Raw genomic sequence first — 17498 nt, 5'->3', positions numbered from 1 at the left:
GTCTGCCTTGACCGAAACAGGCCCGCAACCACTGCCCCGTCGGCGCCAGGTCCAGCTGCTCAAGGCCCTGGCCCTCGAGGCGGGATGGCGCCATCTGGCTCTGCTGAATGGCCTGAGCACCATCAACAGCTTGCTCGATATCGCCGGCCTCGGCCTGGCGGTAACGCTGCTGCTGGGATCAGGCTCCAGCACGGACGCCGCACCCCTGATCGGCGGCCTTCCTATTGCCGCCAGCCTCGGGCTGCTGGTCAGCCTGATCCTGCTGCGGGGTCTGATCCAGGCCCAGGTCGACATCAACAGGGAACGGCTGCGCTCCGGCTTCACCGATCGACTTCGGCAACAGCTGCTGCATGAAGTGTTCGAGGCTTCATCGGCCCAACTGGACCGGCTGGGACGCGGTGAGCTGCTTGCCCTGCTGATGGCCGACATCAACCGCACGGCACTGAGCCTGGATCAGGCGGTGCGCATGGGGCAGTCGCTTCTGGCGATGGCGATCTACCTCGCCAGCGTGCTGCTGGTGGGCCAGGCCACCGCCTGGCCGCTTTTGCTGGCCCTGTTGGCCACCACTGCAGCGGCGTTGCTGCAGCGCTCCGGCAGTTGGGGACTGGGGCGGATCCAGAGCCGCCTCAATGCCGCATTGCAACGCACCGTCGGCGATGGGCTGCATGGCCTCAAGGCCCTGCGCGCAGCAACGGCGGAGGCCTGGCTGCTGCAGCGCTTCGCCAGGGAAACAGCGGAAGGGCGCTGGCTGCTGCGGGAACGGGTGCGCCGCCGGGCCAGCTTCAACGCCTGGCGCGACACCCTGGTGGTGGCCGTCGCCGGTCTGTGGATGCTGCTTCAGGGGGAGTCCCTCACCGCCGAAGCGCTCACCACCACCCTGGTGCTGGCCTACCGCGCCAGCGCTTCGCTGAGCACGGTGGTGCAGGCCCGCCGGCTCTGCCTGGGCAACCTGCCTGGCTACGAGGCCCTGCGCCAACGGCGCGACCAGCTGATCCCCCGCCAAGGCGAAGCCAGCGACCTCACCATCACTGACGACACGCTGTCGAGGCTCAGCCGTCAACGCTGGCATCAGTTGCAGTGGAGCCGTCGTGATGACGGAACAAAAAGCCTGGATTCCCTCTGCCTGCGCGCCAACGGGCTGGTCGCGATCACCGGACCCTCCGGAGCTGGCAAGACCACCCTGCTCGATCGGATCTGCGGGTTGCTCCGCGAAGAAGACAGCCATTGGCAGCTGAACTGCGCCGACGACTTCTGGCGACTGAGCGGGCTCGCCGGGGCGCGGCAGATGCATCAGCTGATTGCCTATGCCCCTCAGAACGCGGTGCTGTTTGAAGCGAGCCTGCGCGACAACCTGCTGCTGGGGGCGAATCGCCACGAGGACGACATCGAGACCTGGCTACAGCGGCTGGGCCTGGCCCACCTGCTTCAGCGCCAGGGTGGGCTGGATGCACCGCTCGCCCTGGCGCAAGAACCCTTCTCCGGCGGAGAGATTCATCGGCTGGGGCTGCTGCGGGCCTGGCTGCGCAACAAGCCACTCGAGGTGCTCGATGAACCGACGGTTTTCCTGGATGCCAAGGCCGCTGAGCAGGTTCGTTCGGTGATTCGCGAACGCGCCGAGCAACGGCTGATGCTGATTAGCAGTCACGACCCGGAGCTCCTGGCCCAGGCAGATCAGGTGATCACGTTGGAGCCAAGCCCTGCATCACCTCAAGCAACGGCCCCAGCACGAAGCGCCTGAGATGAAGGCGTGGATGCGGCAGCTGCAGGCGCGGGTGGTCCAGCCGCAGCTCACCCCAGAACAGCAGATCCAGATCGAGGCTGCGTGGCCCCCAGCGCTGCTCCTGCGATCGGTTGCGGCCGAACTGCTGTTCCAAACCCTGTAGGGCATCCAACAGTTCCAGGGCGGCGGCCACGCTTGGCGGGGCCTGCAGCCCCTCCACCAGCATCACGGCATTGCAGTACCAGGGCTGGTCCGGGGGACCACCAACGGGGGCGGTGTCGTGCAGGGATGACCAGCGGAAAACCAGCTCCTGAGCGGACCAGGACTTGAGCAGGTCCTCCAACAAAGGCCGCACCGCCACCAACGTCTCGCGCGGCGATCCCGCCGCACTGGGCTGGTTCGCCCCCAGCGCCACCGCAACAGAAGCGTCATCGATGGAGGGCATCAGCGAGACTGGCGCGCACGAACGGGCTGAACGCGTCCATGGTGGCAACCGGAGTAGCGGTGAAGGACGACCAGGCCACCCGTGCCTTTCCGCTGGCAGCGATCACTGGCCATGGCACGTTGAAGCTGGCTCTCCTGCTGGCGGCTGTGGATCCTGGGTTGGGCGGTGTGGTGATCGCGGGGGGACGCGGCACCGGCAAATCAGTTTTGGCTCGGGGGCTGCATGCCCTGCTGCCCCCGATCGACATCCTCGATTCAGAGGGGGGTGTAGGCCGCAACCTCGATCCCCAGAACCCAGAGGAATGGGACGACACCACCCGTGAGCGGATCACAGGCGAAGCACCGTCCACGGTCATTCCCGCCCCCTTCGTGCAGATCCCCCTTGGCATCACCGAAGACCGTTTGGTGGGAGCTGTGGACGTGGCCGCTTCACTCTCCAGCGGCAGTGCAGTCTTTCAGCCGGGACTGCTGGCGGATGCCCATCGCGGCGTGCTCTACGTCGATGAGCTCAATCTTCTTGACGACGGCATCGTCAACCTGATGCTGGCGGCGGTGGGCAGCGGCGAAAACCGAGTCGAACGGGAAGGTCTCAGCCTCAGCCACCCCTGCAGGCCGCTGCTAATCGCCACGTACAACCCTGAGGAGGGCAACGTCCGCGATCACCTGCTGGACCGATTCGCCATCGCGCTCTCCGCCAACCAGCTCGTGAGCACCGAGCAGCGGGTGGAGATCACCAACGCTGTGATCAGCCATGGCCATTGCAGCCGCAGCTTTGCTGAGAAATGGAGCGAAGAAACCGATGCTCTGGCCACCCAGCTGCTGCTGGCCCGCCAATGGTTGCCGGATGTTCAGATCAGCGGCGAACAGATCGAGTACCTGGTGACTGAGGCCATCCGCGGAGGCGTCGAAGGGCACCGATCCGAGCTCTACGCGGTGCGGGTGGCCAAGGCCCATGCCGCCCTCAGCGGCCGGGATCAGGTGGAAGCCGATGACCTCCAGGTGGCCGTCGCCTTGGTGATCGCGCCGCGGGCATCCCAGATGCCCCCCCCGGACCAGCAGATGGAACCACCGCCACCACAGGACCAGGAGCCACCGCCGCCGCCCCAGGACCAGGGCGATCAGCAGCAGGACAACCCGCCCCCACCACCGGAGGAATCCGGCGAAGAGGACAACGATCCACCGGAGGACAACAGCGAAGACGACAACACCGACGATGACGAGGGTGACGGCGAGGAGGACCATGCCCCTCCGGCAGTGCCCGAGGAGTTCATGCTCGACCCGGAAGCGATCGAAGTGGACCCTGATCTGCTGCTGTTCAATGCTGCCAAGGCGAAAAGCGGCAACAGCGGCAGCCGCTCCGTGGTGCTGAGCGACAGCCGTGGTCGCTATGTGAAACCGATGCTGCCCCGAGGGCCGGTGCGCCGGATCGCCGTGGATGCCACCCTGCGGGCAGCGGCGCCGTACCAGAAGATTCGCCGTGAGCGGGAACCGGGCCGCTCCGTAATCGTGGAAGAGGGCGATCTGCGGGCCAAGTTGCTGCAGCGCAAGGCCGGTGCCCTGGTGGTGTTCCTCGTGGATGCCAGCGGCTCGATGGCCCTGAACCGAATGCAGAGCGCTAAAGGCGCCGTGATCCGCCTGCTCACCGAGGCCTACGAAAACCGCGATGAAGTTGCTCTGATCCCCTTCCGCGGGGATCAGGCCGAAGTGCTGCTGCCTCCAACCCGCTCGATCACGGCGGCCCGGCGCCGGCTGGAATCGATGCCCTGTGGCGGCGGTTCGCCCCTGGCCCATGGGCTCACCCAGGCGGCCCGCGTCGGCGCCAATGCTCTGGCTACCGGGGATCTCGGCCAGGTGGTGGTGGTGGCCATCACCGACGGTCGCGGCAACGTCCCCTTGAGCACCTCATTAGGCCAACCGGAGCTGGAGGGCAAGGAAAAACCCGATCTCAAGCAGGAGGTGCTGGATGTAGCCGCCCGCTACCGGATGCTCGGGATCAAGCTGCTGGTGATCGACACCGAACGCAAGTTCATCGGCAGTGGCATGGGCAAAGACCTCGCAGAAGCCGCAGGCGGCAAATACGTTCAGCTGCCCAAGGCCAGCGACCAGGCGATTGCAGCGGTTGCCATGGACGCCATCAGCAACATCTAAGCAACACGATATTGGCTCGAAATTGTGTTGATTTCGAGCCAATATCGTGCCTATCGGGCGGTTTGCGCTGGATAGATTTCTCCAAACAATTCACCCAAGCCGATGGTGAGATTGCGCACACCCTTCATGAACTCAGGATCACTTGTGAGTTGAGCCACATCGCCACCCACAGCATCGATCTTGGCGGTGAGCTGAGCTGCATTAGAGGCCGTCTGCTTGAGCTCATTCAGTGTCTCAGGATTGTCGAGCGAGGCGGCGATGTTGTTCACGTGAGCCGTTGCCGTCTCGAGATTTCGAATCGCAGGAGCGGCCTTGGCCAGTTCATCCTGCAGCTGCAACGTCAGCGCCTCGAATTCCTTCGTGGTGGCCTCAATCTGCTCAAGCGAGGCCGCCACATTTGGAATCACCCGTTCGTCCTGAACCTGTGTCAGCAGCTCCTGCATTGTTGCGGTCACGGTGGAGAGGCTAGGGGCTTCTCGTCCAACCACGGTTCCACCGTTGCAGAGCTGACGCGTTGGCGGGCAATCGGCCCCACGGGGAAGAGGTGCATCCTTCGCCAGGGGTCTACCACCACTGACCAGGGCCACCTGGGCACTCCCCCCCAACAGGGAACTCGATCCCACCGTTGCCGTCACAGGCAGAGGCAGACGCAGATCTGGGTTATTGATCTCAAGCTCCGCCACCACAGCCTCAGGCGTCACCACAATGGATCGCACCGAACCCACCAAGATGCCGCGATAGGTAACGGGTGAACGCTCCGCTAGGCCCGCCGCATCGTTGAAACGGGCGGTGAGGGACCAGTGGCTGGACACCAATCGAACCCCCCTGAGCCAAAGGGCCGTTGAAGCAAATCCGATGATGCCGCCAATCAGCGTGAATCCGACGATGGCATCTCGAACGCTGCGTCGCATGGTGGTCAGTGCTCCGCCGGTTGCATCGGTCCGCGCAGGCTACCCGTCCTGAACTGGACGACATAGGGGTTGTCTGTGCTGCGGAACGCATCAACCGAGCCTTCCCAGCGGAACTCACCGTCGTAAAGCATCACCACCCGTTGTGCAGAGCGCTCAATCGTGCTGCGCACGTGGCTCACCACCACCGAACATCCCTGGGCCACGGTGGTGGTTTTCACAATCAAATCCTCGATCCGCGTGCAAGCCACGGGGTCGAGCCCTGCGGTGGGCTCGTCGTACAACAGCAAGGGCATCGACTGATCCCCCCGCTGGGGATCATCAATCAGGGCACGTGCGAAGCTCACCCGCTTCTGCATGCCACCACTCAATTCACCCGCATAGAGGTGGGCCACGTCGTAGAGCCCCACCGCCTCCAGGGAGGCATGCACACGATCGCGAATCTCTTGCCGCGACAGCTGCGCCCGTTCCCGCAACAGGAAGCCGACGTTCTCCTCCACCGTGAGCGATGCCAACAAAGCGGGGTTCTGGAACACCAATCGAACGTCCGGCGGATCGGTCTGATCCAACCGCAGGTAGGTCTGCGGTTTGTTGAACAGACGCAGCTCACCACTGGTGGGCAACTGCAAACCAGCCAGCAGGCGCAACACCGTTGACTTGCCAGCCCCCGATGGACCCACCACCGCCAAGCGCTCGCCGGCACGCAGGGTCAGGTTGACCCGATCAAGAACAGGCCGAGGTCCCCACTGCATCGTGAGGTCCCGCATCTCCACAACGGATTGAAGCTGCGGCAAGGGCTGAGCCGAAAAACACAGACATCCTGCCGCCTTTCCACAAGCTCCGTACAGTTCGGTGAACTTGCGAATCAAGCCGTTCCTTGGCGCTGAAGCCCCCGACAAGCAGACGCCAAGCCCGGATGATGCGCGATCAGCGGCGACGGGACCTGATGACCCGATCCCAACGGGCCGTGCGCTGGTTGCAACCTGGCCTCGTCGTCAAACGCTGGCTGCTCACCTCCGGCCTGGGCCTGTTGATGGCGCTGCTGGGGGCCGCCGTCTGGGCCGACCTGAAACCGATTTACTGGATTCTGGAAACCCTGAGCTGGCTGCTGAGCAGCCTCACCACCGTGTTGCCCCGGGAGATCACCGGCCCGCTGGTGGTGCTCATCGGCAGCGGTCTTTTGCTCTGGGGGCAAAGCCGCAGCTTCGGTTCGATTCAACAGGCTCTCGTTCCCGACAAAGACACCGTGCTGGTGGATGCCCTGCGGGCCAAAAGCCGCTTGAACAGGGGGCCCAACATCGTGGCCATCGGCGGAGGGACAGGCTTATCAACCTTGCTGAGCGGTCTGAAGCGTTACAGCAGCCACATCACCGCCATCGTCACCGTCGCTGACGACGGCGGCAGCAGCGGGGTGCTCCGCCGGGAACTGGGGGTGCTTCCCCCGGGCGACATCCGCAACTGCCTGGCCGCCCTGTCCACCGAAGAGCCACTGCTCACACGCCTGTTCCAATACCGCTTTGCCGCCGGGAGCGGTTTGGAGGGGCACAGCTTCGGCAATCTGTTTCTCTCTGCCCTCTCAGCGATCACGGGCAATCTGGAAACAGCCATCACCGCATCAAGTCGTGTGCTGGCCGTGCAAGGTCAGGTGGTGCCCGCCACCAACGTGGATGTGCAGCTCTGGGCCGAACTTGAAAACGGCCAACGGATCGAAGGCGAAAGCAACATCGGCCACGCCCCCAGCCCCATTGTTCGGTTGGGCTGCAGTCCTGAACGACCGCCGGCCCTGCCACGGGCCCTCGAAGCGATCGCCAATGCCGACCTGATCGTGCTCGGACCGGGCAGCCTTTACACATCCCTGCTCCCCAATCTGCTGGTGCCAGAACTGGTGGGCGCCATCAAACGCAGCAAGGCTCCCAGGCTTTACATCTGCAACCTGATGACGCAACCCGGCGAGACCGACGGCCTCGATGTGCGCGGTCACATCCGGGCCATCGAGGCACAGCTCGCCACTCTTGGCATTGAGCCCAGACTGTTCAATGCCGTCCTGGCCCAGGACGATCTGCCCGATTCAGACCTAGTGCGGTATTACCAAAGCCGCGGCGCTGATCCCGTGCGTTGCGATGCGGAAGGGCTCCGCTCAGACGGCTACGACGTCACTCAGGCACCACTGCAGGGGGTGAGGCCAACAGCAACATTGCGCCATGATTCGAGAAGCCTTGCTCTTGCGGTGATGCGCTTTTACCGAACCCACCGACGAGAACGCGATCAATAGGCGTCCTGCATTTCATAGAAATCAGGCTGAACGTAGTCCTTGCGCAATGGCCATCCTTTCCAGTCCTCTGGCATCAACAACCGTTTGGGATGAGGGTGCCCCTCAAATTGGATGCCGTACATATCGAAGGTTTCACGCTCCTGCCAATCGGCGCCACGGAACAGTCCATAGATCGACGGCAGCGAGGGGGTGCCTTCACGATCGAGGAAGACCTTGATCCTCACTTCCCGCAGCTTGGCTGAGGGATCGGCCGCCATGGCCTCCACCTGTTCAGCCATCGCCAACAGGTGATAGAAGCAAACCAGTTGCTCACCGGGGCCTTCGTCGTAGCCGCCTTGGCACTGGAGGTAGTCGAAACCGTTGCTTTTGAGCGCCGCAGCGATCATCGGAAGAACGGCAGCGTCAACGCCGATTTGCTCAACGCCGAGATGATCAGGGTCGAGGCTGTTGTGATCAAAGCCTTGCTTGCTCAGCCATTGGCTCACCGGACCAGGCTCGGGAGCAACAACCGCACCCGCGTCATCCGAAGCGGCTGTCTTCTTGGAAGGGGTTTCGCTCATGACTCGACAGGTTCAGCAGCAGGGGTGAGCACGGCGGCATCGGTGGCCAAAGTCTGACCGGCCGGCGCTGCAGCCAGGGCGGCTTTCTGAGATTCAGCCCGAAGGTAAGAACCTGTCACGACAGGTTCAACGCGCTTCATCTGATGGGAGACCGTCATGTAGCGATGGGTCTGCTGATGCTTGCGGCGCTCTGCCAGCGACTCATCCCCAACTTTTTTGCGGAGTTTGATCACGGCATCAAAAATCGCTTCAGGGCGGGGCGGACAGCCCGGCAGATAGAGATCCACCGGAATCAACTTGTCGACGCCGCGCACTGCAGTGGTTGAATCAGCGCTGAACATGCCGCCTGTGATGGTGCATGCACCCATGGCGATCACGTATTTCGGCTCCGGCATTTGTTCGTAGAGCCGCACCAGGGCAGGCGCCATTTTCATGGTCACCGTGCCGGCCACAATTAGAAGATCGGCCTGACGCGGGGAACTGCGGGGAACCAGACCGAAGCGGTCGAAATCGAAGCGAGACCCGAGAAGCGCTGCAAATTCAATGAAGCAGCAGGCCGTTCCGTAGAGAAGAGGCCAGAGGCTGCTCAAACGGGCCCAGTTGTGAAGGTCATCCAGGCTGGTGAGGATGACGTTCTCGCTGAGATCGTTGGTGACCGTTGGGGCACCAATCGGGCCGCAACTGGCTTCGCGCAGATCGCGAACAGCAGCAATGGAGGGGGATGTGTTCTCAGACATGACTAGCTCCACTCAAGGGCGCCTTTGCGCCAGGCGTAGGCCAAGGCCACCAGCAGGATGGCGATGAAGATCAGGGCCTCAATGAAGGCCAGCAAGCCGAGACGGTTGAACGCCACAGCCCAGGGATAAAGGAACACGGTCTCGACATCGAAGATGACGAAGACCAGCGCAAACATGTAGTAGCGGATATTGAATTGAATCCAAGCCCCGCCAATGGGCTCCATGCCGGATTCATAGGTGAGCTGGCGCTCACCCGCACGGCTTTTCGGCGCCACCAATTTGTTGGTGATCAGCGCCAGGGCAGGCACTGCAGCCGCAATCAGCAGAAACCCCAGAAAGGCGTCGTAGCCGGGCAGGGCAAACATGGAGGTCCCCGTAGACCGGGCCAGTCTGGCATTCACCGCCTGGAGTTGTCGTCGATAGAGTCGTTTAGCCCAGCAACACAGCGGTGAGCGACGAACAACAGTCCGTCCAGCCGGTCGAAACCACCGAAGCAGTGGAACCAGCGGTTGAACCCGTTCCGGAGAGCGACCCACGGACCCACCGTTTCGAATGCCGGAGCTGCGGCTACGTATATGACCCCGACGAAGGGGTCAAGAAGGTTGGGATTGACCCCGGCACGGCCTTCGAGGATCTCGATGCGCTGGCTTTCCGCTGCCCCGTCTGCCGCAGCAAAGTGGCCGCCTTCCGCGACATTGGTCCGCGTGCCAAGGCCAGCGGTTTCGACGAGAACCTCGACTTCGGCCTTGGGGTGAACCGGATGACGCCGGGGCAGAAGAATGTTCTGATCTTCGGCAGCCTCGCCCTCGGCTTCGCCTTTTTCCTGTCCCTTTATTCCCTACGCTGAGGCCCAGCCATGAAACGTCTGTTGAACTCTTTGTGCCAGCTGCTGCTGGTGCTTGTGCTGGGGGTCAGCCTCAGCGGCTGCGTCACCACCCACGTGCCAACGGCCAGCACGAGCCCCTGGCAGGCCGAGGATCTCGACACCCAGGCCAACCCGCTGGATGTGGCCTTCACAGACAGCCGCCACGGCTACCTGGTGGGCAGCAACCGGATGATCCGGGAAACCAACGATGGGGGTGCCCATTGGAATGAGCGCAGCCTGGATCTGCCCGACGAAGAAAACTTCCGCCTGATCAGCATCGATTTCGATGGCGATGAAGGCTGGATCGCCGGACAGCCCGGGCTGCTGATGCACAGCGACGACGGCGGCCAGAACTGGACCCGCCTATTCCTCGACACCAAACTGCCCGGCGAGCCCTACCTGATCACCGCCCTGGGCAGCCATTCCGCAGAGTTGGCCACCAACGTGGGTGCGGTCTACGAGACCCACAATGACGGCAACAGCTGGGAAGCCAAGGTGACCGATGCCGCCGGTGCCGTCCGTGATCTGCGTCGCAGCAGGGACGGCAGCTACGTGAGCGTGAGTGGCCTCGGCAACTTCTACGCCACTTGGGAGCCGGGTGATTCCGTCTGGCAGGTGCACCAGCGGGTGAGCAGCCAGCGGCTGCAGAGCATCGGCTTCCAGCCCGACGGCAACCTCTGGATGGTGGCCCGCGGCGCACAGATCCGCCTCAACGATGAGCTAGGCAACTTCGACAGCTGGAGCAAAGCCATCATCCCCATCACCAATGGCTACGGTTACATGGATCTGGCCTGGGATGACGACGGCGCCATCTGGGCCGGCGGTGGCAACGGCACCCTGCTGGTGAGTCGCGACGGCGGCGATAGCTGGGAAAACGACCCCGTCGGGGACCGTCAGCCCAGCAACTTCACCCGCATGGTGTTCGACGGGGAGCACGCCTTTGTGCTGGGTGAGCGGGGCAACCTGCTGCGCTGGGTGGGCAACGCTGTGTAACTGCGGCAACGCCTCAGCCTCAGCTCACCTGAGCCACCTCCTAAGATCATCGTCCTGACACGCCCAACGCCATGGCCGCCGGCTCAACAGGAGAACGCCCGTTCTTCGAAATCATCACGAGCATCCGCTATTGGGTGATCCACGCCGTGACACTCCCTTCCATCTTCCTTGCAGGGTTCCTGTTTGTGTCCACCGGCCTGGCCTACGACGCCTTCGGGACACCCCGTCCTGACGCCTATTTCCAGGCTTCGGAAAGCAAAGCTCCCGTGGTGAGCCAGCGCTACGAGGGCAAGTCTGAACTCGACATCCGTCTGAAATAAGCCATGACACAAATTCCTCCTGTCGCCACAACGCCACGCAACTATCCGATCTTCACGGTGCGTTGGCTGGCGTTGCACACCCTCGGCATTCCGACGGTGTTTTTCTTGGGCGCCCTTGCCGCGATGCAGTTCATCCGTCGCTGATCCGAACCATGGAACGCAATCCCAATCCCAACAACCTTCCGGTTGAGCTCAACCGCACCAGCCTGTACCTGGGTCTGCTGTTTGTCTTTGTGACCGGCGTGCTCATGTCCAGCTACTTCTTCAACTGAGGATTATTCGATGAGCGGAAAAAAATCTCCCTATCCCGACGGTCGAATTCCCGATCGCAATCCTGACGGCACACCGGCTGTGCCCTGGAGAAGCCGCTGGACCGAGGGCGTCCTTCCACTGTGGTTGGTGGCTACAGCGGGCGGAATGGCTGTTCTGTTCGTTGTAGGCCTCTTTTTCTATGGTTCCTACACCGGCGTTGGTTCTGCCTGATTGCAGGCAACTCAATGCTTCAAACCGGTCCATAGGGCCGGTTTTTTTGTGCCCTTTGCCTGCAGAGCAGACGAACAGACTTCAGATCAAACGTTGAAATAGTCGCGGTACCAGCGAGCGAAGGCGTCCACCCCTGTCTCGATGGAGGTGGAGGGCTTGAAGCCCACCCACTGCTCCAAGGCGGAGGTGTCGGCAGCTGTCGCCACCACATCACCAGGCTGCATCGGCTGGAAGTCCTTGATCGCCTCCCGACCCAGAGCTTGTTCCATCACCTCGATGAAGCGCAACAGCTCAGTGGGCTGACTGTTGCCGATGTTGAACACCCGATGCGTTGCAGCCGCCGTTGCGGGATCCGGCTGCAACGGATCAAAGAGGGGATTAGGGGTGGCAGGTTTATCACAGCAACGAAGCACCCCCTCAACAATGTCGTCGATGTAGGTGAAATCCCGCTGCATCTTGCCGTGGTTGAACACCTTGATCGGCTCTCCAGCCAAGATCGCCCTGGCAAAAAGCATCGGAGCCATGTCTGGCCTACCCCAGGGGCCATACACCGTAAAAAAGCGCAGCCCAGTGGCTGGCACTCCATAAAGGTGGCTGTAGGTGTGCGCCATCAGCTCATTGGCCTTCTTGCTGGCGGCATAGAGGCTCACCGGATGGTTCACGGGCTGCTGCTCATGGAAAGGCAGATTTCTATTGCCGCCATAAACCGAACTACTCGAGGCGTAGACGAGGTTTTCGGTGCCGTGGTGGCGGCAGCCTTCCAGGAGATGGCCAAAGCCCACCAGATTGCTTTGGATGTAAGCCGCCGGGTTCTCCAAGGAGTAACGAACACCGGCTTGAGCCGCCAAGTTCACCACCACAGCCGGGTTTTCTGCCGCGAAGAGAGCCATAAGGGCATCGCCGTCTTCCAGAGCCAGGTGCTCGAACTGCCAGGCGCCTTCGGGGGCCACGGCTGCGATCTGACGCAGCCTCGCCTGCTTGAGGCTGGGGTCGTAGTAGTCGTTCAGGTTGTCGAGGCCGACCACCCGATCACCGCGTTGCAAGAGACGCTGCGACAGGGCTGCACCAATGAAACCGGCAGCACCGGTGACCAAAACCGTCCGCGACATCAACCCTCTCCATCCCCCACGCGCCACAGGGTGAGGCCCGCGGCTCTCACCTGTTCGGGGTCCGCAACGGCCCGCGCATCAAAAACCCACGCCGGCTTGCGCATCCGACCGGCCAGAGCCTCCCAATTGAGATCCCTGTAGTGCTGCCACTCGGTGAGGACCAGCACGGCATCGGCTCCGGTCACGGCGTCCTCAACGCTGGCGGCCTCCGCCCAAGTGCCGGTTCCACTAAGGGCATCCGCCTGCGGTGCTGCATCCTGTTGGAGGTCCCGAGCCATCTGATGGGCAGCCACCTTGGGATCGTGAATGGCCAACTGCGCACCCTCTTCGAGAAGATCGCAGCAGATGCGAATTGCCGGCGCTTCACGGGTGTCATTGGTGTCTGCCTTAAAAGCAAAACCCAGAATCGCCAGCCGCTTCCCGGTCACCGTGCCGAAGAGCTTCTCCACCACCAACCGGGCAATGCGGTGCTGTTGCCAGGTGTTCAGAGCCACCACACTCTCCCAGTAATCCGCCACCTCCGGCAGGCCGAAATGGCGGCAGAGATACACCAGGTTGAGGATGTCCTTCTGGAAACAGCTGCCCCCGAAACCAGGGCCAGCATTGAGAAACTTCGGGCCGATGCGACTGTCGGTGCCAATCGCCCTGGCAACCTCACGCACATCCGCTCCACTGGCCTCACAGAACGCCGCAATCGAGTTGATCGAACTGATTCGCTGTGCCAAAAAGGCATTGGCGGTGAGCTTGGACAGCTCGCTGCTCCAGAGATTGGTGCGCAGAATCTGCTGCTGCGGAACCCAGTGGGCATAAATCGCAGCTAAAGCATCAATGGATGCGGGATCATCACCACCGATCAAGACGCGATCCGGAGCCTCCAAATCACGGATGGCTGTCCCTTCCGCGAGAAACTCGGGATTGGACAGCACCGAAAACGTGCGCTGATCGTCTCCATCACTGGCCGCTTCCAGAATGGTTTTGATCGCAGCGGCGGTACGAACGGGCAGAGTGCTTTTCTCCACCACGATCGTGTGACCGGTGGCCGCCTGAGCCACCTCACGGGCACAGGCTTCCACCCAGCGCAGATCACTAGCCTGTCCAGCACCGAGCCCCTTCGTCTTGGTGGGCGTGTTCACCGATATAAACACCATATCTGCAGCGGCGATCGACGCCGCCACATCGGTGGAAAAACTGAGATTGCGTCCCCGCGCCCGTTCCACAACACGGTCGAGCCCCGGTTCGTAAACCGGCAACTTGCTCAGATCAGCATCATTCCAAGCGTCGATGCGCGCTTGGTTGATGTCCACCACCTGCACATCAACCTCAGGGCAGCGATCAGCGATCACCGCCATGGTCGGGCCGCCCACATAGCCCGCACCGATGCAGCAGATCCGTTCAATGGTCACGTTCCGCAGCCGTCGGCATGTTCGAGGAGATTACGGAAGGAGTCGATGGTGGGGGGGAGCCCCTGCTCCAGTGACACAGTCGGCTGCCAATCGAGCTGCTGACGGGCGAGGTCAATAGCCGGCTGACGCTGTTGCGGGTCATCCTCCGGCAAGGGGTTCTCCACCAACTGCAGCTCCGGGTTGATCTGCATCCGCACGAGTTGGGCCAGCTGCCGGATCGTGAACTCTTCCGGATTGCCAAGGTTGATCGGGCCGCTTTGCTCGCCATTCATCAGGCGGATCAACCCATCAATTAGATCGCTCACGTAACAAAAGGAGCGGGTCTGACTGCCATCGCCATACAGCGTCAGCGGTTCGCCCCGCAGAGCCTGCACGATGAAGTTGCTCACCACCCGGCCGTCATCCAGCAACATGCGCGGGCCATAGGTGTTGAAGATGCGCGCGACCCGCACCTCCACACCATTCATGCGCTGGTAGTCGAAACAGAGCGTTTCAGCGATGCGCTTGCCCTCGTCGTAGCAACTGTGCACACCGATGGGGTTGACGGAGCCCCAGTAAGCCTCAGGCTGAGGATGAACCTCAGGATCGCCGTAGACCTCACTCGTACTGGCCAGCAGCAGCCGCGCGCCCACCCGCCGCGCCAGGCCCAGCATGTTGTAGGTGCCGAGAAAGCTGGTTTTGGCTGTCTTGACCGGATTGAACTGATAGTGGATCGGCGAGGCCGGACAAGCCAGATGCCAGATCCGATCCACCTCCAACTTGATTGGCTCCGTGACGTCGTGACGGATGAGCTCAAAACGGGGATGGCCAATCCAGCGGGCGATGTTGGCCTTGCGCCCGGTGAAGTAGTTGTCCAGACAGATCACCTCTTCGCCGGCCTCCATCAGCCAGTCGACCAAGTGCGAGCCAAGGAAACCGGCACCGCCGGTGACGAGGTGGATCTGCATCCTCAGGGGGTGAGCAGTTTCTCCACGATCGCGGCAACTGGCGCAAGCGCAACGGTGGATTCCTCAGCCTTCTGCTGTAACGCCTTCAGTCGCACCTCACCCCGCTCGACCTCTTCGTCGCCGAGCACCAAGGCCCAGCGCGCCCCGCTGCGATCCGCCCGCTTGAACTGCTTGCCGAAGGAGGAGCCAGATGCATCCAATTCCACCCACAGGCCTGCCGCACGCAGGTCCCGGGCCAAGGCCAGAGCAGCAGGCTCGGCCTCTCCACCACGGTTCACGAGGTACACATCGGGGGACATCGGTGCGGTCAGCCGGGCGGCGACACCCTGAGGATCAGCCTGAGCGGCAGCTTCCAGCACCAGCAACAACCGTTCCATCCCAAGAGCCCAACCAATGGCGGGTGTTGGGGCTCCTCCCAACTGGTCGATCAAGCCGTCATAACGACCACCACCACACACGGTGGCCTGAGCCCCGAGTTGATCACTGGTGATCTCAAAGGCAGTGTGGCTGTAGTAATCCAAACCCCGCACCAGACGGGGATTGAGCCGGAAGGGAATTCCCAAGGCTGTCAGCCCCCGCTGCACCTCTGCAAAACGCTCGCGGCTGGCCTCACAGAGGGCATCCGCGAGGGTGGGCGCGTCCTCCAGCAGCGCCTGGGTGTCTTTGTTTTTGGAATCGAGGATGCGCAGCGGATTGGTGCTCAGCCGAGCCTGGGAATCAGGATCGAGAGCTGCAGAACGCTGCTCAAGCCAGGCCACCAAGGCGCTCCGGTAGGCCTGACGATCCTCGGCCGTGCCAAGACTGTTCAGTTCCAACTCCAAGCCACCCACGCCGAGGCTGGCCAGCAGATCCCAGGCCAGCGCAATCACCTCAAGATCACAGCTAGCCCGTTCAGCCCCAAGCCACTCCACCCCGATCTGGTGGAACTGCCTCTGACGGCCCGCCTGGGGCCGTTCATAGCGAAACATCGGCCCCGCATACCAGAGCTTCTGGGCGCCCTGGCTGAGTAAGCCATGCTGGAGAGCAGCGCGCACCACCGATGCGGTGCCTTCCGGCCGCAGGGTGCAGGAGCGATCGCCACGATCCTGAAAGCTATACATCTCCTTGCCCACTACATCGGTGCCCTCGCCGATGCCACGGCAAAACAGGTCTGTTGTCTCCAGAAGCGGCGTCCGGATCTCTCCAAAACCAGAACGCTGGAAATGCTCCCGCGCCATCGCCTCCACCGCCTGCCAGCGCTGCAGCGCTTCCGGCAGCAGATCCACCATGCCCCTGAGGCTCTGGAGCTGACTCACGTGCGGGATTCGAGTACGGCGACTCAGTCTGCCGGGTGGCCTCAGGCCACGATGCTGCGGCTCGCCACCAGATCCATCAAGGCCAGCTGTCGGGTGACGCAGGCATTCAATTCATAGGTCCGTTCCACCGTCTCGCGGGCCGCCACACCAAACGCAGCAGCGCGCTCTGGATCGTTAAGCATCTCAACCACCGCCGCGGCCAGATCGGTGGGCGAAAAGAAATTCACCAGCACGCCGTTCTGACCGTGACGGATGACCTCCCGCACCGGAGCCGTGTCAGACCCCACCACCGCACAACCGCAGCCCATGGCCTCCAGCAGGCTCCAGCTCATCACGAAGGGATAGGTGAGATAGACATGACAGGCACTGATCTGCAACAGCGGAATGAACTGGCGATAGGGCAAGGGGCCTGTGAAATGCACCCGGCTGGGTTCGTACTGACCGTCGATCTCCGCCAAGAATCGCTCCCCCCACTCGCCATCAGGACATGCACCGCCGTAACTCACCCCCTTGGTTCGACCCACGACAACGATCCGGGCCTCGGGATGCTGGCGCTGCAGTTCAGGGATAGCCCGAATGAAGGTGTGGCAGCCCCGGTAGGGCTCCAGGCAGCGGTTCACAAAGGTGACGATCGGCTGGCCGCTCTCCAGCACGGTTCCATCAGGCAGCTTCAGCGGCGCCGGTGATGGATTGGGACGGGCCTGCTGAAGATCAACGCCGTCATGGATCACGCTGATTTTTCGGCGCCAATGCTCAGGAAAGCTGCTGGCCTGGAAATGGGTGGGGGAGACGTTCCAGTCGGCATGCTCGAGGGTGAGATGCAGATAGGCATTCTTCATCGTGAGCTTCGCCTGCGCTTGCCAACTACCATCGTCCTGAAATTCCGGATCAAAATTGGAGTCGAAGCCAAACTCGTTGTAGAAGAATTCCTGGTAGCAAAGCAGTGGCGAATCGGGCCAGATCGCCTTCAGAAAAAGTGGTTCGCCCCAACCGGGATGGGCACAGATCAAATCGGGCGCGAAGCCCTTCTGCTTGAGCTGTTCAGCAGCACGGGCGCAGCCCTCCGCTCGGATGATCTTGGTTTCCGTCTCCATCACCAAGGGATGGATTCCATTGGTATTACCACGCTCAAGATGATATTGAAAATATTTGATTTTCTCAGGAACCCTACGCCCACTGCCAAGGGAGTTAATACCCAAGGCAAGCAACTGATGTCGCCCATGCTGAGCGAGGCGCTGAATAACGTGAACATATTGCCCGGGGAAATTCTGGTGGACGAAGAGAATCTTCACCG

Annotated in this window: 20 protein-coding genes; 9 read left to right on the top strand and 11 right to left on the bottom strand. The window is 62.2% G+C overall.

All coding sequences use genetic code 11. The annotated features are described in order from the left end of the window. Positions 1-7 precede the first annotated feature (7 nt). Positions 8-1738, top strand: a complete 1731-nt coding sequence (locus tag SynRS9902_RS00970) for an ATP-binding cassette domain-containing protein (RefSeq protein WP_255446160.1) — start codon at positions 8-10, stop codon at positions 1736-1738. Here the strand turns inward: SynRS9902_RS00970 and folK are convergent. Beyond that, a complete protein-coding gene (folK, locus tag SynRS9902_RS00965) occupies positions 1680-2165 on the bottom strand; it encodes a 2-amino-4-hydroxy-6-hydroxymethyldihydropteridine diphosphokinase (RefSeq protein ID WP_186509647.1) in 486 nt (161 codons plus the stop codon). The genes SynRS9902_RS00970 and folK overlap by 59 nt on opposite strands. Positions 2166-2203: 38 nt before the next feature. Between folK and SynRS9902_RS00960 the strand changes: the two genes are divergently transcribed. Next, positions 2204-4312: a magnesium chelatase subunit D family protein gene (locus SynRS9902_RS00960; RefSeq protein WP_186509646.1), complete on the top strand. Its 2109-nt coding sequence runs from the start codon at positions 2204-2206 to the stop codon at positions 4310-4312. Positions 4313-4362: 50 nt separating this feature from the next. Here SynRS9902_RS00960 and SynRS9902_RS00955 read toward each other — a convergent pair whose 3' ends face one another. Both SynRS9902_RS00955 and SynRS9902_RS00950 read right to left on the bottom strand, forming a co-directional pair. Further along, on the bottom strand, positions 4363-5223 hold the full coding sequence (locus tag SynRS9902_RS00955; RefSeq protein WP_186509645.1) for an MlaD family protein: 861 nt from the start codon (positions 5221-5223) through the stop codon (positions 4363-4365). A gap of 5 nt (positions 5224-5228) precedes the next feature. Next, the gene (locus tag SynRS9902_RS00950; protein ID WP_186510471.1) at positions 5229-5987 is read right to left on the bottom strand and encodes an ABC transporter ATP-binding protein; all 759 of its coding nucleotides are present in this window, start codon (positions 5985-5987) and stop codon (positions 5229-5231) included. Positions 5988-6136: 149 nt separating this feature from the next. On the opposite strand from SynRS9902_RS00950, the gene yvcK reads away from it, so the two are divergent. Then, positions 6137-7492, top strand: a complete 1356-nt coding sequence (gene yvcK, locus SynRS9902_RS00945; protein ID WP_186509644.1) for a gluconeogenesis factor YvcK family protein — start codon at positions 6137-6139, stop codon at positions 7490-7492. Here the strand turns inward: yvcK and SynRS9902_RS00940 are convergent. From SynRS9902_RS00940 to SynRS9902_RS00930, 3 genes are read right to left on the bottom strand one after another with little or no spacing between them, the layout of a single operon-like run. Further along, complete coding sequence (locus tag SynRS9902_RS00940; RefSeq protein ID WP_186509643.1) at positions 7486-8052, bottom strand: NAD(P)H-quinone oxidoreductase subunit J; 567 nt, start codon at positions 8050-8052, stop codon at positions 7486-7488. The genes yvcK and SynRS9902_RS00940 overlap by 7 nt on opposite strands. Beyond that, positions 8049-8789, bottom strand: a complete 741-nt coding sequence (locus tag SynRS9902_RS00935) for an NADH dehydrogenase subunit K (protein WP_115131570.1) — start codon at positions 8787-8789, stop codon at positions 8049-8051. Before SynRS9902_RS00935 ends, SynRS9902_RS00940 begins: the two co-directional genes overlap by 4 nt. A gap of 2 nt (positions 8790-8791) precedes the next feature. Beyond that, entirely contained in the window at positions 8792-9154 is a 363-nt protein-coding gene (locus SynRS9902_RS00930; RefSeq protein ID WP_038551549.1) for an NAD(P)H-quinone oxidoreductase subunit 3, read from the bottom strand. An 83-nt stretch (positions 9155-9237) separates the two neighbouring features. Between SynRS9902_RS00930 and SynRS9902_RS00925 the strand changes: the two genes are divergently transcribed. From SynRS9902_RS00925 to SynRS9902_RS00900, 6 genes are all read left to right on the top strand, one after another. Continuing rightward, positions 9238-9636, top strand: coding sequence for a rubredoxin (locus SynRS9902_RS00925; RefSeq protein ID WP_186509642.1), 399 nt, complete (start codon positions 9238-9240; stop codon positions 9634-9636). A 9-nt stretch (positions 9637-9645) separates the two neighbouring features. After that, positions 9646-10647 (top strand): photosynthesis system II assembly factor Ycf48, encoded by a 1002-nt coding sequence (locus tag SynRS9902_RS00920; RefSeq protein ID WP_186509641.1) that lies wholly within the window; start codon positions 9646-9648, stop codon positions 10645-10647. Positions 10648-10718: 71 nt separating this feature from the next. Further along, positions 10719-10967, top strand: coding sequence for a cytochrome b559 subunit alpha (psbE, locus tag SynRS9902_RS00915; protein ID WP_006850675.1), 249 nt, complete (start codon positions 10719-10721; stop codon positions 10965-10967). Positions 10968-10970: 3 nt separating this feature from the next. After that, a complete protein-coding gene (gene psbF / locus SynRS9902_RS00910; RefSeq protein WP_186509640.1) occupies positions 10971-11111 on the top strand; it encodes a cytochrome b559 subunit beta in 141 nt (46 codons plus the stop codon). Positions 11112-11119: 8 nt separating this feature from the next. Then, positions 11120-11239: a photosystem II reaction center protein L gene (locus SynRS9902_RS00905; RefSeq protein ID WP_006852026.1), complete on the top strand. Its 120-nt coding sequence runs from the start codon at positions 11120-11122 to the stop codon at positions 11237-11239. Between the two features lie 10 nt (positions 11240-11249). Beyond that, a complete protein-coding gene (locus SynRS9902_RS00900; RefSeq protein WP_011363231.1) occupies positions 11250-11450 on the top strand; it encodes a photosystem II reaction center protein J in 201 nt (66 codons plus the stop codon). Positions 11451-11536: 86 nt separating this feature from the next. Here the strand turns inward: SynRS9902_RS00900 and SynRS9902_RS00895 are convergent, their stop codons facing one another. Genes SynRS9902_RS00895 through SynRS9902_RS00875 form a run of 5 tightly spaced genes read right to left on the bottom strand, consistent with a single transcriptional unit; the run spans position 11537 to position 17496 of the window. Continuing rightward, positions 11537-12559 carry an NAD-dependent epimerase gene (locus SynRS9902_RS00895; protein ID WP_186509639.1) on the bottom strand — a complete coding sequence of 341 codons (1023 nt, stop codon included), beginning with the start codon at positions 12557-12559 and terminating at the stop codon, positions 11537-11539. After that, a complete protein-coding gene (locus SynRS9902_RS00890) occupies positions 12559-13962 on the bottom strand; it encodes a nucleotide sugar dehydrogenase (RefSeq protein WP_186509638.1) in 1404 nt (467 codons plus the stop codon). Before SynRS9902_RS00890 ends, SynRS9902_RS00895 begins: the two co-directional genes overlap by 1 nt. Beyond that, entirely contained in the window at positions 13959-14909 is a 951-nt protein-coding gene (locus SynRS9902_RS00885) for a UDP-glucuronic acid decarboxylase family protein (RefSeq protein ID WP_186509637.1), read from the bottom strand. Before SynRS9902_RS00885 ends, SynRS9902_RS00890 begins: the two co-directional genes overlap by 4 nt. 2 nt (positions 14910-14911) lie before the next feature. Next, positions 14912-16204: a histidine--tRNA ligase gene (gene hisS / locus SynRS9902_RS00880; protein ID WP_186509636.1), complete on the bottom strand. Its 1293-nt coding sequence runs from the start codon at positions 16202-16204 to the stop codon at positions 14912-14914. Between the two features lie 41 nt (positions 16205-16245). Beyond that, positions 16246-17496, bottom strand: a complete 1251-nt coding sequence (locus SynRS9902_RS00875) for a glycosyltransferase family 4 protein (protein WP_186509635.1) — start codon at positions 17494-17496, stop codon at positions 16246-16248. Positions 17497-17498 lie beyond the last annotated feature (2 nt).

It is taken from the genome of Synechococcus sp. RS9902 (assembly GCF_014279635.1).
GTDB lineage: Bacteria > Cyanobacteriota > Cyanobacteriia > PCC-6307 > Cyanobiaceae > Parasynechococcus.
The sequence above is the reverse complement of the archived record's forward strand: the minus strand, read 5'-3'. Positions and strand labels throughout refer to the sequence as shown.